The organism is Microbacterium sp. WHRI 7836 (assembly GCF_040223885.2).
GTDB lineage: Bacteria > Actinomycetota > Actinomycetes > Actinomycetales > Microbacteriaceae > Microbacterium > Microbacterium oxydans.
This window is the reverse complement of sequence record NZ_CP168171.1, coordinates 554,863-567,507: the sequence shown is the minus strand read 5'-3', so window position 1 is coordinate 567,507 and position 12,645 is coordinate 554,863. Positions and strand designations below refer to the sequence as shown.

The following is a 12,645-nucleotide window of genomic DNA, read 5'->3' as shown; positions in this document are numbered from 1 at the left end:
GGATGCCGAGGTCAACGGGCCCGCGGGGCGGGGGCGTCGAGGTCGGTCGATCCGCCGGGGAAGAGCGTCCATGCGAACTCGTGCAGACGCCCCGGTGTGGGGTCGGTCTCGAGAGCGCGGTCGACGATGATGCGCGCCTGCCGCTCGTAGAAGTCGGTCGGACCGACGGTCGTGAGGGTCGGCGCGATCAGGCGGGCGTCCGGGGTGTTGCCGACCCCCACCACCGCGACATCGTGCGGCACGCGGAGGCCGAGCATGTGCGCGGCATTGATCGTGGCGATTGCGGCGAAGTCGGTCGTGGCGTACACGGCATGCGGCCGGTTCTCGCCGGACAGCAGCTCGACCGCAGCGGTGAAGGCGCTCGCCTGGGTGTCGGCGTAGGTCACCGTCCACGCAGGATCGGGAACGATGCCGGCGGCAGCGAGCTTCTCGACATACGGCGTGTAGCGGGTGATCTGCTCGTCGGCGAGGCGCACCGCCCCCTCCGCGGCGATGCACCCGATCGCGGTGTGCGTCTCCAGCAGATGATCCATCGCGATCTCGCAACCGGGGATCGCGTCGGAGCGGATGACGTCGAAGCCGTCCGGGTCGAGATGCTCGGAGAACACCACGAGGCGCTGTCCGCGGCGCACGAGGTCGGCGAGGTTCTTCCGCGCCGCATCGTCGAGACCCACGCCGTCGAGGTAGGCTACGTCGCTCTCGACCCGGTCGAGGGCCGCGTGCCAGTCGCCGTCGGCGAGGATCAGCGTGGTGAGCCCGTGCCTGTTCGCCTCGGCGTTCACGGCATCGGCCACCGCCAGGGACCACGGGTCGCTCAGCATGTGCAGCGAGAGCTGCACCATGCCGCTGCGTCCGGTGCGGATCGCCCGGGCCGCGCTGTTCGGTCGGTAGTTCAGCTCGTCGGCGGCCGCCAGCACCCGCGCCGCCGTGGCTTCGGCGACACCGGCCCCGTTCGTCCCCGACCGACCGGAGAACACGTAAGACACCGTCGCCGTCGACACTCCCGCCCGTTCGGCGACCATCCGCAGCGTCGGCCTTCGGGGCGCCTGGTGCTCGCTCTTCGCCATGTCTCAGCCCTTCGATCCGCTGAACGCGATGCCCTGGATGAACTGTCGCTGCAGCACCATGAAGGTCACCAGCATCGGCAGCGTCGCCAGCAGCGCGCCCGCCATCAGCACCGGATAGTCCGTGCCGTGGATGCCGACCAGCTGCGACAGGCCCACCGACAGCGGCATCTTGGCGGGATCGGTCGTCACGATCAACGGCCAGAGCAGATCGTTCCAGGACCACAGCACAGTGAACACCACAAGTGCGATGATGCCAGGCTTCGCGAGCGGAACCATGATGCGCCAGAAGGTCTGCCACGGATTCGCGCCGTCGATGCGTGCGGCTTCCTCGAGCTCGGCGGGCATCGACATGAAGAACTGTCGCATCAGGAAGGTCCCGAAGGCGCTGAAGATGCCGGGCACGATGAGCGCCTGCAGCGTGTTGAGCCAGCCGAGCGACTGGATGATCTCGTACTGCGGCAGCAGGTACAGCTGTGACGGCACCATCAGCACCGAGAGGAACACCACGAACAGGGCGTTGCGACCGGGGAACGGGATGCGCGCGAACGCATAGCCCGCCATGGTGCAGAGCACCACCTGACCCACCGTGCGCCCGACCGTAAGCCAGACGGAGTTCAGGAACATCTGCGCGAACGGCATCGAGTCGAACACCTCGGCGAAGTTGGTGAACACCCACTCGCGCGGCAGGAACGACGGCGGCACCTGCACCGAGTCGGACAGCGTCTTGAACGAGGTGAGCAGCTGCCAGACGAACGGGAAGACCATCAGCACTGCGCCGACGAGGAGCACGAGGTGCACGATCCAGAGACCGCGGTTCTTGGGCTTCCCCGCCCCGGAGCGCGCGGGCTTCGCGCCCACGATGGCGCGTGTGTCGAGGGAAACGTCACTCATAGTGCACCCACTTCTTCTGCAGACGGAACTGCACGATCGTGAGGATCAGGATGATCACCAGCAGCAGGAAGGCCACGGCGGCCGCATAGCCGCGGTCGTTGTCGAGGAACCCCGCTTCGTAGAAGAGGTAGACGACGGTGCGGGTGTTCGGCATCGCGGGATTGCTGCGTCCGAGCATCATGTAGATCAGGTCGAACACCTGCAGCGCCCCGATCACGCTGATGACGCTGACGAAGAAGATCGACGGCGACAGCAGTGGGATCGTGATGGAGAAGAACTTGCGCACGGGACCGGCGCCATCCAGGTCGGCCGCCTCCATGATCGTGTCGGGGATGCCCTGGAGCCCGGCGAGGAAGATGACGATGTTCGTGCCGAGTCCCGCCCAGATGCCGACGACGGCGATCGCGATCAGGGCCGTGTTCGGATCGGTGAGCCAGCTGCGCCCCTCGATGCCGACGGCGGCGAGCGCGGCGTTCAGCACGCCGTAATCGCCGTTGTAGATCATTCGCCAGACCAGCGCGATCGCCGCGGGCATGGTGACCACGGGGATGAAGTACAGCGTGCGATAGGCGCTGCGGCCCTTGAGCCCCGTGGTGTTCAGCAGGGCGGCGATGCCCACGGCGAGCGGGATGCCGATGAGCGCGATGACCGTGTAGATCGCGGTGTTGCGCAGGGCTCCGATCAGCTCGGGGTCCTGGAACAGGCGCGTGTAGTTGTCGAGGCCCACCCACTCGGCCCCTCCGAACGGGCCGGACTTCGTGAACGAGATGATGAGCGTGCGGACGGTCGGCCAGAGGTAGAAGACGGCGATGCCCAGGGCGGTGGGGCCGAGGAACACCAGCGCCCACCAGGCCGAGGCCGCTGGGCTCCGTCGACGGCGGCGGGGGGCGGATGCCGGGGTCGCCGGCATCCGCCCCGCCGTCTCGACCGCGCGTGGCGCGATGACGGTCATGCGATCACTCCTGCTCGGCGTCCAGTGCCGCCTGCATCTGCTCGGCGAGGTCCTGGAGACCCTCCTCCGGGGCGACCGCCCCCGACCAGACCTGCGAGAGCACCTCGCTCTCGATGCTCGTCCAGGCCGACGTGTTCTTCGATGCCGGGTAGGGGACGGCGTCGTCGAGCGCGTCGATGTAGACCTGCAGGTCGTACTGCGGCAACGCATCGACCCGCGCCTGCTGGGTGCCGTCGAAGGCGGGGATCACGGTGCCGGTCTCGGCCTGGATCTTCGCCGCCTGCTCGCCGGAGGCGAACTCGGCGAACTGCTTGGCCTCGGCGAGGTGCGCGCTCTTGGCATTGGCGACGTTGCCGACGCCGTGGATCACGCTCTGGTTGCCTTCTGCTCCGGCGGGAAGCGGGGCCACGTCGACGCTGCCGCCGATGTCGGCGTTGTCCGCGTAGGCGATGGCCGCCCACGATCCGTTCTGGAACATGGCGACCTTGCCGGAGAGGAAGAAGTCCTCGGGGTTGGTGTCGGTCATCTGCTGCGCCGTGGGCGACGATCCTGCGGCGATCAGGTCGGTCCACAGCTCGATACCGGCGAGTGCCTCGGGCGACCCGTAGCCGCTCTTCGTGCCGTCGGCGGAGATCACCTCACCACCGGCCTGCGCGATCGAGTTGTAGAAGTTCTCCTGCCCGTACTGGCTTGCCGCGACTCCGAACTGCCCCGTGGCAGGATCGGTGAGCTTCGCGGCCGCGGCGGAGAAGTCGTCCCACGTCCAGCCCGCCGACGGATATCCCACCCCGGCCGCGTCGAACAGCGCCTTGTTGTACCAGAGGGCGACGGTGTCGAAGTCCTTCGGTGCCCCGTAGAGCTTCCCGTCGTAGGTGTAGAGGTCGATCAGGCCCTGCGGGTAGTCGGCCGCGTCGATCCCGCCGTCGTCGAGGGGAGCGAGCTGACCGTTCGAGGCGTACAGCTGGAAGTTCGGGCCGTTCATCCAGAACACGTCGGCCGCCGAACCACCGGTCGCGGCAGTCTGCAGCTTGGTGAAGTACTCCTTGTACGGCGTGACCTGGATGTCGATCGTGACGTTCGGGTGCTCCTTCGTGAACGCCGCGGCGATGTCCTCCATCGCAGGCTTCTGGTTCTCGTCCCAGATGGCGTAGCTCAGGGTGACCTCGCCGTCCGAGCTCCCTCCCCCGGTTCCGGACGAGCAGGCGCTGAGGGCGAGAACGGCTGCGGCTGACGCGGCGATGGCGCCGAGAGCGCGGCGGGTCGTACGGGGCATCGGTGTCTCCTTCGACAGTGCACGGTGCGCGGATTCACGGTTGTTAATCGTTTAGCGCTAATCGATTAACAAGGAGAGTACCCCGAGGCTGACACCCCCGCAACCATCGAGTCGTTCGAATCGCGCGAATGGCCCGATCGCGGGGGCGGATGCGCGATGCGGGAAGGCCCGACGACTACAGAACGGAACCGAGAGCCAGACCGAGAGCCGCGGCGAGCAGACCGAGCAACAGCATCCCGACCGCGTTGAAGGCCGACGCCGGGCGCTCTCCGTCACGCCACAGGGCGACCGTGTCGAGCATCGCCGTGCTGAAGGTCGTGTACCCACCGAGCAGCCCCGCCCCGAGGAGGAAGGCCGCGTCGGGCAGCGCAGTGGCGACGACTCCGAGCGCGAACGAGCCGCTGAGGTTGACGAGGAGGATGCCCCAGGGGAAACGGCGGCCCGTGAAGCGGGCGACCCCGAGATCGACGAGGTAGCGCAGCACCGCGCCCACCCCTCCGGCGAGCGCTGCACCGATGAAGAGGAGCGGACTCACGATGCCCCTCCTGCGCGCGGCCGACCGAGACGCAGTCCCAGAGCCGCCGCGGCGAGCCCGAGCGTGAGACTGCCGACCGCATAGGCGACGGCGATGACAGGCGCGTCCGCCCACAGGGAGAGGGTGCCCGTCATGAAGGCGCTGTAGGTGGTGAAGCCGCCGAGCACGCCGGTGCCGAGCGCGAGTCGGAGCTCGGCTGTGGCGGGCAGGCGCGCGGCCAGCAGTCCGATCAGGAGGGCCCCGACGACGTTGGCGACCAGCACGGCCACGGGGAAGCCCCCGACATCCGGCAGCATGAGCCCCAGCCCGAGCCGTGCCGCAGTTCCCGCCGTGCCGCCGGCGGCGACCAGGAGGATGCGGCGAAGGTTCACGTCCGCCACTGTAGTCGCCGCCTGACAGCGGACCGTCCGGATGTCAAGGCGGTGGATACCGGGATGCGCGCCGCGTTGACTGAGCGCATGAATCCCCTGTGGAAGTTCGACCGGACCCTGCCGACCGGAACACCTCTCGAGTCCGGCGCGCGCCATGACGTCGTGATCGTGGGCGCGGGGCTCACCGGGCTCTCGACGGCGGTCATGCTCACCAGAGCGGGCCTCGACGTGGCGGTGATCGACGCCGGCGGGATCGCCGAGCTCGCCAGCGGTGCGAACACCGGAAAGCTGTCCCTGCTGCAGGGCGCGCAGCTCGCGACGATCCGTCGACACCATCCGGCAGAGCTCGTGCGCGCCTACGTGGATGCCAACCGCTCGGGAATGGAATGGCTGCTCGCATTCGCCGAGCTCTCGGGTGTTCCGTTCACCCGCCACACGGACCATTCCTACGCCCAGGGCCCTGACGGCATCGACACGGTGGACGAGCAGCATGCCGCCGCTCGTGAGGCGGGTCTGCCGGCCAGGGTGCTGTCGCCCACCGAGCTCCCGCCCACCCCGTTCCCCGTGGCGGCCGCAGTGGCGCTGGACGATCAGGTCGCCATCGATCCCGTCGCCGTCGCGGTGGCGCTGGCCGCGGAGCTGCTCGCCTCGGGCGGGACTCTGCACACAGGCGTCAGGGCGACGGGGACCAAGGCGTTCGCCGGGCGCGTCGACACCGCACAGGGACCGCTCTTCGCCGAACACATCGTGCTCGCGACCGGCACGCCCATCACGGACCGCGGGCTCTACTTCGCCAAGGTGCGGGGGCTGCGGTCGTACTGCGTGTCGTTCCGGGTTCCCGGCGATGTGCCGGAGGGCACGTTCCTCTCGGTCGACGGACCCACCCGGTCGATCCGTCCCGTGACGGTGGCGGATGGCCCAGGCAGCGGAGCCCGGCTCGTGGTCGGAGGCAACGGCCATCCGGTCGGCCGGTCCGACAGCGAGGCGGCCGCAGTGGAGGACCTCGTCGCCTGGGCGCAGCTGCATTTCCCCGGTGCCGAGGAGACGCATCGGTGGTCGGCACAGGACTACGAGTCGCACGACCTCATCCCGTTCGTCGGGTCGATGCCCCGTGGCCTCGGCCGCATCCGCTTCGCGACCGGCTACGCCAAGTGGGGTCTGTCCAATGCGCCCGCCGCGGCCCAGCGCCTCACCTCCGAGATTCTCGGCACACCGCGGCGCGATCGCCCCACCTGGGTCACGACGATCGGCACGCGCCTGACGGTTCCCGCCGACCTCGGTCGCGGCGCCGTGGAGGGCGGAAAGGTCGCTGCCGCCCTCGCCTCCGGGTGGGTGGACGCGGAACGGCGCCGCACGCCGGTCCCTCAGCCCGCGGAGGGCGAAGGGGTGGTCGCGAATCGCGCGGGGCGTCCGGTCGCGATCTCCACCGTCGACGGCGTGACCCGGGCGGTGGGCGCCGTGTGCACGCACCTCGGCGGAGTCCTCAGCTGGAACGACGCGGACTGCACCTGGGACTGCCCCCTGCACGCATCGCGCTTCGCCCCGGACGGGACGCGCATCGAGGGTCCGGCGCTCCGCGACCTCACCCCGCTGTCGTCGGCGGACCCGGAGTGACGTCGGCCGAAGGGGGCGGGCCGTCCCACCCCTGCTGCGGTGTGTCCCCGTTCTCGCGGAACACGTACTGCGACACGAGTTTGCGCTGGCTGCTCGACCAGTCGATCGCAGGACGACGCTGCTCCGGCGGCAGGTAGCCCAGCCGGTAGACGGCCATGAGCTCGAGGTCGTCGGGCACGCGCAGCAGCTCGACGATCTCGTCCCAACGCCCCGGCACCTCCATCGGGAACGAGATGAACTGGATGCCCATGCCGAGCTCGACTGTCGTGAGCCACACGTTCTCCATCGCCGCGCCCATGCTGAACACCGAGTAGAACGACGACAGCTGTCCCGGTCGGTACTCGCTGCGATCGAGCATGACGCCCAGCAGCAGTGGTGATCCCGCGACGAGCTTCCGGTTCTCGGCTCCGAGGGTCTTCGGCACTCCGAACGTGTTCATCAGCGTCTGGCCGCGCTTGGTGAACACCTGGCTCGTGAACGGTCGGAGCGCTGCGGGCAGCTTGTCGAACAGCATGCCGCTGCGCTTCTCCTCCATCTCGGCCTGACTGAAGCGGAAGTACGGCTTGTAGCGCTCGAAGAAGGTGCCGTTCGACATCGCCTCGGTCATGCTCTCGCCGGAGATGCGGGCGATCTGCTCGATCGTGTCCCGGCTCTCGATCACGACGAACCGCCAGGGCTGACTGTTCAGCTGCGACGGCGCACGCCCCGCCGCCTCGAGAAGGATGCGCTGATGCTCTTCGGAGACCGGGTCGGGCAGGAACGCGCCGTTCGTGGTCTTACGGCGGCGGATGGCGTCGAGCAGCTCCATGCGTTTCACTTCCGGTCGGCGGTGGACCGCGAGAGCAGCAGCCCCGCGATGATGAAGGGAGCGGCCGTGAGGGCGACCACCGGGTGCCGTCGGCCGTGCGTGCCGAGATACGGGATCGCCGCAAGCGGCGCGGCGACGGGGAGCAACGCGAGTGCGGCGCGACGACTCTGTCCGCGCGGGCGGCCCCACAGTGCTGCGCTCAGCGCCAGACCGGTCGTGAGGCACGTGGCGATGTACAGCAGGTGGTGCAGCCACCGGAAGTTCCGTGTGTCGACGACCCGCGCCGCGACGGCCGTGCCGAGAGCGCAGTTCGCTCCGTACGCCGTTGCCGCGGCGACGAACAGCGGCGCCGCATTCGTGCGCCGGGGTCCGTGAGCCATGCCCCGACCCTACGCCCGGGGCTGCTCTGCGATCGCCCCCTTGCGCCCCGCGCGCCCGTTCGGTACGGGCCCGACGCACTTCCGGTCGCGATATGACAGCCGAAACCGTGGCTGAGGCTGGCATATCGCGACCGGAGGGGGGGCGACTCAGAGGTTGCCGTCCGCGTAGATGCGAAGGGCGTCGCGGACGAACTCCGCGCCGTGCGTGCCGCCGGACGACGTCGCATAGTTCGCGCCGAAGCGCGGATCCGCGACGTACATCTCGCCGAGGCCGATCACGTACGCCTTGACGTCTCCTCCGGCCGCGGCCGCAGGAGTGCCGGGGATGCCCGTGAGCCACTCCACGTGGCGTCGCGCGATCTCCTGGGCTTCGCGGGAAGACGGATCGAGGCCGCTCTCCGCCGCCGCGATCCAGTCGCGTCCGAGGTCGGACACGCGCTTCTGCCACTCGCCGCGTTCGGAGTCGGTCATACCGCGCCACCAGCTGTCGCTGTCGGCGTATGCCTTCTTCTCCCAGCGTTCCTCGACCTCGTCCTTGTACTTCGTATGGTCGAAACCGTCGAACATGTTCTCTGCCATGAGGTTCTCACCTCCTCTCAATGCCGTGATGGTGGATTCGACCGACGCGATCTGTCGCGCCAGCCTGGTCTGTTCGTCGCGCAGCAGCGCGAGATGGGTCTCGAGCGCCGAGGCCTCGACCGCCCCGGCGTCCGCGCTGGATGCCGATCCCAGCACCTCCGCGACCTGCGGCAGCCCGAGTCCGAGCTCCCGCAGCAGCAGGATGCGCTGCAGACGCACGAGGGCGTTCCCGTCGTAGTGCCGATAGCCGTTGGACGCGATGCGCGACGGCGGCAGCAGCCCGACCTCGTCGTAGTGCCGGAGCGTGCGACTCGTCGTACCCGCCAGCCGCGCGATCTCCTGGATAGACCAGTCGTCCTTCTCCATCGCCCCTCCGTTCTCCATCGCCCCTCCGTTCCTCGCTCAACACCCTCGACTCTGCCCGACACCTCGACTCTAGAAGTTGACGCAGCGTCAAGGTCAACCACGCTCCGGTCGCGATATGTCAGCTGAAAACGCGCGGCAGGGTGTCATATCGCGACGGGAGCGGTGAGTGCCCTTGACAAGGACGAGATATATCGTGTTATCGTGGGAATACACGATATATCGTGACCCCAACCCAGGAGAAGCAGACATGACCGAGAAGTGGCTCATCGCCCCCGGCGAGGAACGTGTCATCGACATCGAATCCGTCACCCGCCTCAAAGTGGGCCTCGTCGGCGGACAGGTCGACATCATCGCCCACGACGAACCGGGCATCCGCATCGAGGTGCACGGCGTCACCACCAAAGACCTGCGCATCGAGTCCCACGACGGCGAGGTCGAGATCGACCACCCGCAGCTGGGATGGGACAACTTCCTCGAGGTGTTCCGCAACTTCGGCTCGGGCGGCCCCCGCGCCGAGGTGAGCGTCGCCGTCCCCCGCGCGATCGCCCTGAACCTCGGTGTCGTCAGCGCCGGCGCCCTGGTGTCGGGACTCCGCAACGACGCCCGCCTCAACACGGTGTCCGGCGACATCATCGTCGACACCCTGATCGGCGACCTCACCGTGAACTCCGTCTCGGGCGATGTGCAGGTGCGCGGCCTCACCGGCTCGATCAGCGCGAACAGCGTCTCGGGCGACGTGGCCGTCACGGGCGTCGTGCGCCGGGCAACGGTCGACATCGTCTCCGGCTCCACGCTGGTCGATGCCGCAGGAGACGTGAACACCATCACCGTCAACTCGGTCTCGGGCGGGACCACCGTGCGTCTGGACGAGTCTCTCGCCGCGAACTACGTGATCCGGTCGCTGAGCGGACGCCTGCTGATCGACGGCGTCGAGCGCAGCACCTCGGGCCCCAGCAACTACACCGGCACCACCGGGGAACTCGCGGGGCGCTTCGTCGACCTGCGCGCGAACTCCGTCTCCGGTGGAGTGACCGTGCTCCGCCGCTCCCCCGCTTCGATCACCGACGACCCGGAGTGGGAAGCATGAGCCCCGCGGTCTTCTCCCACGGCGACCTGCGCCTGTATCTGCTGTCGCTCCTCGCCGAGGCACCCCAGCACGGTTACGGCATCATCCAGTCGCTCACCGATCGCACCGGTGGCACCTACACGCCGAGCGCCGGCACCATCTACCCGCGACTCGCGAAGCTCGAGGAGGAGGGCCTGGTCTCCAAGACCGTCGACGGCCGAACCACTATCTACTCCATCACCGAAGCCGGTCGGGCCGAGCTCGCCTCGCGCGAGGGCGACCTCGCCGGCATCGAGGCGGGACTCACCGACTCGGTACGACTGATCGCGAGCGAGGTGCGGCAGAGCGTCAAGGATGCGATGAAGAGCCTCCGCGCAGATCTGGCAGCGGCGGAGAAGGACGAGCGGAGCGCGGCGAAGAACCGTCCACGCACGGCCACCGACGACTCCCGTCTCGTGAGCCGCGAGGAGATGCACCGTGCGGATGCCGTGATCAACGCCTTCCGGGCCAGGGTGCGCACCGACCTTCGCACCCACATCGCCAAAGGCGGCACGCTGTCCCCGTCGATCGTCACCGAGCTCGAGGAAGCCCTGGACACCGCAGCCCGCGGCGTGACGGTCGCACTGAGCGGCTCCGGTTCGTGAACAGCTCCGGGTCCTGAGCCCCCGGGACCCGAGTCCCCGACCACACGGAACCCGCCCGACCACGCAGAAGGTGTCGGCATCCATCGCGGATGCCGACACCTTCTTTCTGCTTCTCTGTGCGGTCGGACGGACTACTTCTCCGGCCAGATCTCCTTCTGCTCGTCCGGCACCGACTCCCCGAGCGGCACCACGAGGACGGAGCGATGCTGACGATGGGCCAGACGAGCGGCGACCGACCCGGTGAAGAACTCCCTGATGGACTCGCCGATGCCGCGCTTGCGAGTGCCCACGACGATCAGCTGGGCGTCGAGCTTGTTCGCGAGCTGCTTGATCGCCAGCGCGGGGTCTCCCACCAGCTGCCGCGCCGTCCACGTGATGTCCGTGCCAGCGAGCATGCCCGCGGCCGCCGCCTCGACCGCCTCGAACTCCGCAGCACCGGCATCGAAGTTGATGTCGATCGGAGCCGAATGCACGTAGCCGTCCGGGTCCTCGTACGTGACGAATCGAGTGACGTCGACATGCGCGACCACCAGCGGCACACCGAGCAACCGCGCATAGCGCACGGCCTCGTCGATGACGTGTCGGTCCTGGTCTACCTGCATGCCGACGATGACGGCTTTCTGCAGCGCCGCGTTCTGTGCGGCCTCGTCGGAGGGAGTGGAGGTGTCGTCGGTCATGAAGATCGTTCCCTTCAGCAGCCTGGCGTCAGCCAGAGGGGCTTACCCGCGTGCTATTCTGAATGCTACTCTTACCGGCTTTGATCCGGTGTCGTGAAAAATGCCGCGGGCCTCGAACCCCGCCGCTTAACTCGTGAGGGGGTCTCGCGCATGGGCCGTGGCCGTCAGAAGGCGAAGCACACAAAGATCGCCCGCGAACTCAAGGCGTACAGTCCGTCGGTGAACTACTCCGCGCTCGAGCGCGAGCTGGGTCATCCGACAGACGAAGACGCATATGTCGACAAGTGGGCAGATGACTACGCCGACGAAGATGAGGACGAACTAGAGAAGGCCTGACCGCCCCTCTGTTCGTGACACCCGCACGACGTGCGGGTGTTTCTTCGTGCTCCGGGGCCGGCAGCTGAGAGGATCTCCTCATGCCTCGCGTCGTCGCCCTCTACCGTCACCCGATCAAGGGCCTCACGCCCGAACGACGTGAGTCCCTGACGGTGCAGTCCGACGGCAGAGTCGGCGGCGATCGCGTGCTCGCGTTCCGGTTCGCAGACGCGACCGAGCCGGAGGACCGCGACGGTTTCGACTATTGGCCCAAAGCCAAGGGGCTCGCCCTCCAGGATTTCCCCGCGCTCGCCGCTCTGCGCACGAGTTACGACGACGGGAGCCGCCGCATCCGTATCGTGCACGCCGGTGCGACACTCGTCGACGCAGGTATCGACGAGGAGGGGCGCCGGGAGATCGCGGATGCCGTCACCGACTTCGTCCTCGCCACCCCCGAGGGTCGCCGCCTCCGACGACCGGGCCGCCTTCCGATCGTGCTCGTCGGCGACGGCGAGACGTCCCGCTTCCAGGACCGCTCGCGCGGCTACGTCTCGGTGCACAGCCGGGGCAGCATCCGCGCACTGGGCGAGGCGCTCGGGATGAGCATCGACGATCGGCGATTCCGTTCGAACATCGTGATCGATGACGCCGACCCGTGGAGCGAACTCGAGTGGACGGACGACGTGCGCATCGGGGACCTGCGCTTCCGCGCCGCCGGCCCCATCGTGCGCTGCCTGGCGACCCACGCGAACCCCGACGACGGCCGGCGGGACGCGAAGGTCCTCACCACCCTCACCGGAGCGTTCGGCCAACAGGAGCCGACCCTCGGACGGCTGCTTCTCCCCGGCTGGCCGGCCGCGGATGACGACGGCGCTCAGCACGGTGGCGTCGTCCACGTCGGCGACGAGCTCCTCGCCCGCTGAACGCCACGCTCGAACGGGCGGGTTGCTCGATGTCAGCGCTCCCTTTCCGCATCGCCTTTTCGGCCGAGAGGTCATCATCTCAGGCTTGTGAGCGCAAACATTTTCTGATTTGATGTGCATGTGATCGACGGCGCCACGACGCCAATCCCCCGCCCAGGGCGATCCGCAGGAACATGACCTCAAA

At 68.4% G+C, this 12,645-nt stretch carries 15 protein-coding genes; 5 read left to right on the top strand and 10 right to left on the bottom strand.

Annotation, left to right across the window (positions count from 1 at the left end; translation table 11 throughout):
* Positions 1-11: 11 nt before the first annotated feature.
* From ABRP18_RS02715 to ABRP18_RS02690, 6 genes are all read right to left on the bottom strand, one after another.
* The gene (locus ABRP18_RS02715) at positions 12-1,067 is read right to left on the bottom strand and encodes a LacI family DNA-binding transcriptional regulator (RefSeq protein WP_349885489.1); all 1,056 of its coding nucleotides are present in this window, start codon (positions 1,065-1,067) and stop codon (positions 12-14) included.
* A gap of 3 nt (positions 1,068-1,070) precedes the next feature.
* Positions 1,071-1,958, bottom strand: coding sequence for a carbohydrate ABC transporter permease (locus ABRP18_RS02710; RefSeq protein ID WP_017204308.1), 888 nt, complete (start codon positions 1,956-1,958; stop codon positions 1,071-1,073).
* On the bottom strand, positions 1,951-2,910 hold the full coding sequence (locus ABRP18_RS02705) for a carbohydrate ABC transporter permease (protein ID WP_179516322.1): 960 nt from the start codon (positions 2,908-2,910) through the stop codon (positions 1,951-1,953). The genes ABRP18_RS02710 and ABRP18_RS02705 overlap by 8 nt, the downstream gene beginning before the upstream one ends.
* A gap of 4 nt (positions 2,911-2,914) precedes the next feature.
* Complete coding sequence (locus ABRP18_RS02700; RefSeq protein WP_349885487.1) at positions 2,915-4,183, bottom strand: sugar ABC transporter substrate-binding protein; 1,269 nt, start codon at positions 4,181-4,183, stop codon at positions 2,915-2,917.
* 175 nt (positions 4,184-4,358) lie between these two features.
* Positions 4,359-4,718 carry a CrcB family protein gene (locus ABRP18_RS02695; RefSeq protein ID WP_113681462.1) on the bottom strand — a complete coding sequence of 120 codons (360 nt, stop codon included), beginning with the start codon at positions 4,716-4,718 and terminating at the stop codon, positions 4,359-4,361.
* Positions 4,715-5,089 (bottom strand): CrcB family protein, encoded by a 375-nt coding sequence (locus tag ABRP18_RS02690; protein ID WP_141370632.1) that lies wholly within the window; start codon positions 5,087-5,089, stop codon positions 4,715-4,717. Before ABRP18_RS02690 ends, ABRP18_RS02695 begins: the two co-directional genes overlap by 4 nt.
* Before the next feature lie 87 nt (positions 5,090-5,176).
* On the opposite strand from ABRP18_RS02690, the gene ABRP18_RS02685 reads away from it, so the two are divergent.
* Complete coding sequence (locus ABRP18_RS02685; protein ID WP_193762475.1) at positions 5,177-6,703, top strand: FAD-dependent oxidoreductase; 1,527 nt, start codon at positions 5,177-5,179, stop codon at positions 6,701-6,703.
* Here ABRP18_RS02685 and ABRP18_RS02680 read toward each other — a convergent pair.
* From ABRP18_RS02680 to ABRP18_RS02670, 3 genes are all read right to left on the bottom strand, one after another.
* A complete protein-coding gene (locus tag ABRP18_RS02680; RefSeq protein ID WP_058631650.1) occupies positions 6,672-7,511 on the bottom strand; it encodes a nitroreductase family protein in 840 nt (279 codons plus the stop codon). The genes ABRP18_RS02685 and ABRP18_RS02680 overlap by 32 nt on opposite strands.
* A 5-nt stretch (positions 7,512-7,516) precedes the next feature.
* Positions 7,517-7,891: a hypothetical protein gene (locus tag ABRP18_RS02675; protein ID WP_046746508.1), complete on the bottom strand. Its 375-nt coding sequence runs from the start codon at positions 7,889-7,891 to the stop codon at positions 7,517-7,519.
* Between the two features lie 147 nt (positions 7,892-8,038).
* Positions 8,039-8,854: a MerR family transcriptional regulator gene (locus tag ABRP18_RS02670; protein WP_349885486.1), complete on the bottom strand. Its 816-nt coding sequence runs from the start codon at positions 8,852-8,854 to the stop codon at positions 8,039-8,041.
* 229 nt (positions 8,855-9,083) lie between these two features.
* Here ABRP18_RS02670 and ABRP18_RS02665 point away from each other — a divergent pair, with 229 nt between their 5' ends.
* Complete coding sequence (locus tag ABRP18_RS02665) at positions 9,084-9,923, top strand: DUF4097 family beta strand repeat-containing protein (protein WP_141370636.1); 840 nt, start codon at positions 9,084-9,086, stop codon at positions 9,921-9,923.
* Positions 9,920-10,546: a PadR family transcriptional regulator gene (locus ABRP18_RS02660; RefSeq protein ID WP_046746510.1), complete on the top strand. Its 627-nt coding sequence runs from the start codon at positions 9,920-9,922 to the stop codon at positions 10,544-10,546. Before ABRP18_RS02665 ends, ABRP18_RS02660 begins: the two co-directional genes overlap by 4 nt.
* A gap of 131 nt (positions 10,547-10,677) precedes the next feature.
* Here ABRP18_RS02660 and ABRP18_RS02655 read toward each other — a convergent pair whose 3' ends face one another.
* Entirely contained in the window at positions 10,678-11,223 is a 546-nt protein-coding gene (locus ABRP18_RS02655; RefSeq protein WP_349885485.1) for a universal stress protein, read from the bottom strand.
* Between the two features lie 150 nt (positions 11,224-11,373).
* Here ABRP18_RS02655 and ABRP18_RS02650 point away from each other — a divergent pair, with 150 nt between their 5' ends.
* Both ABRP18_RS02650 and ABRP18_RS02645 read left to right on the top strand, forming a co-directional pair.
* Complete coding sequence (locus ABRP18_RS02650) at positions 11,374-11,559, top strand: DUF3073 domain-containing protein (protein ID WP_029259537.1); 186 nt, start codon at positions 11,374-11,376, stop codon at positions 11,557-11,559.
* Between the two features lie 80 nt (positions 11,560-11,639).
* The gene (locus tag ABRP18_RS02645; protein ID WP_349885484.1) at positions 11,640-12,461 is read left to right on the top strand and encodes an MOSC domain-containing protein; all 822 of its coding nucleotides are present in this window, start codon (positions 11,640-11,642) and stop codon (positions 12,459-12,461) included.
* The last annotated feature ends 184 nt before the right edge of the window (positions 12,462-12,645 follow it).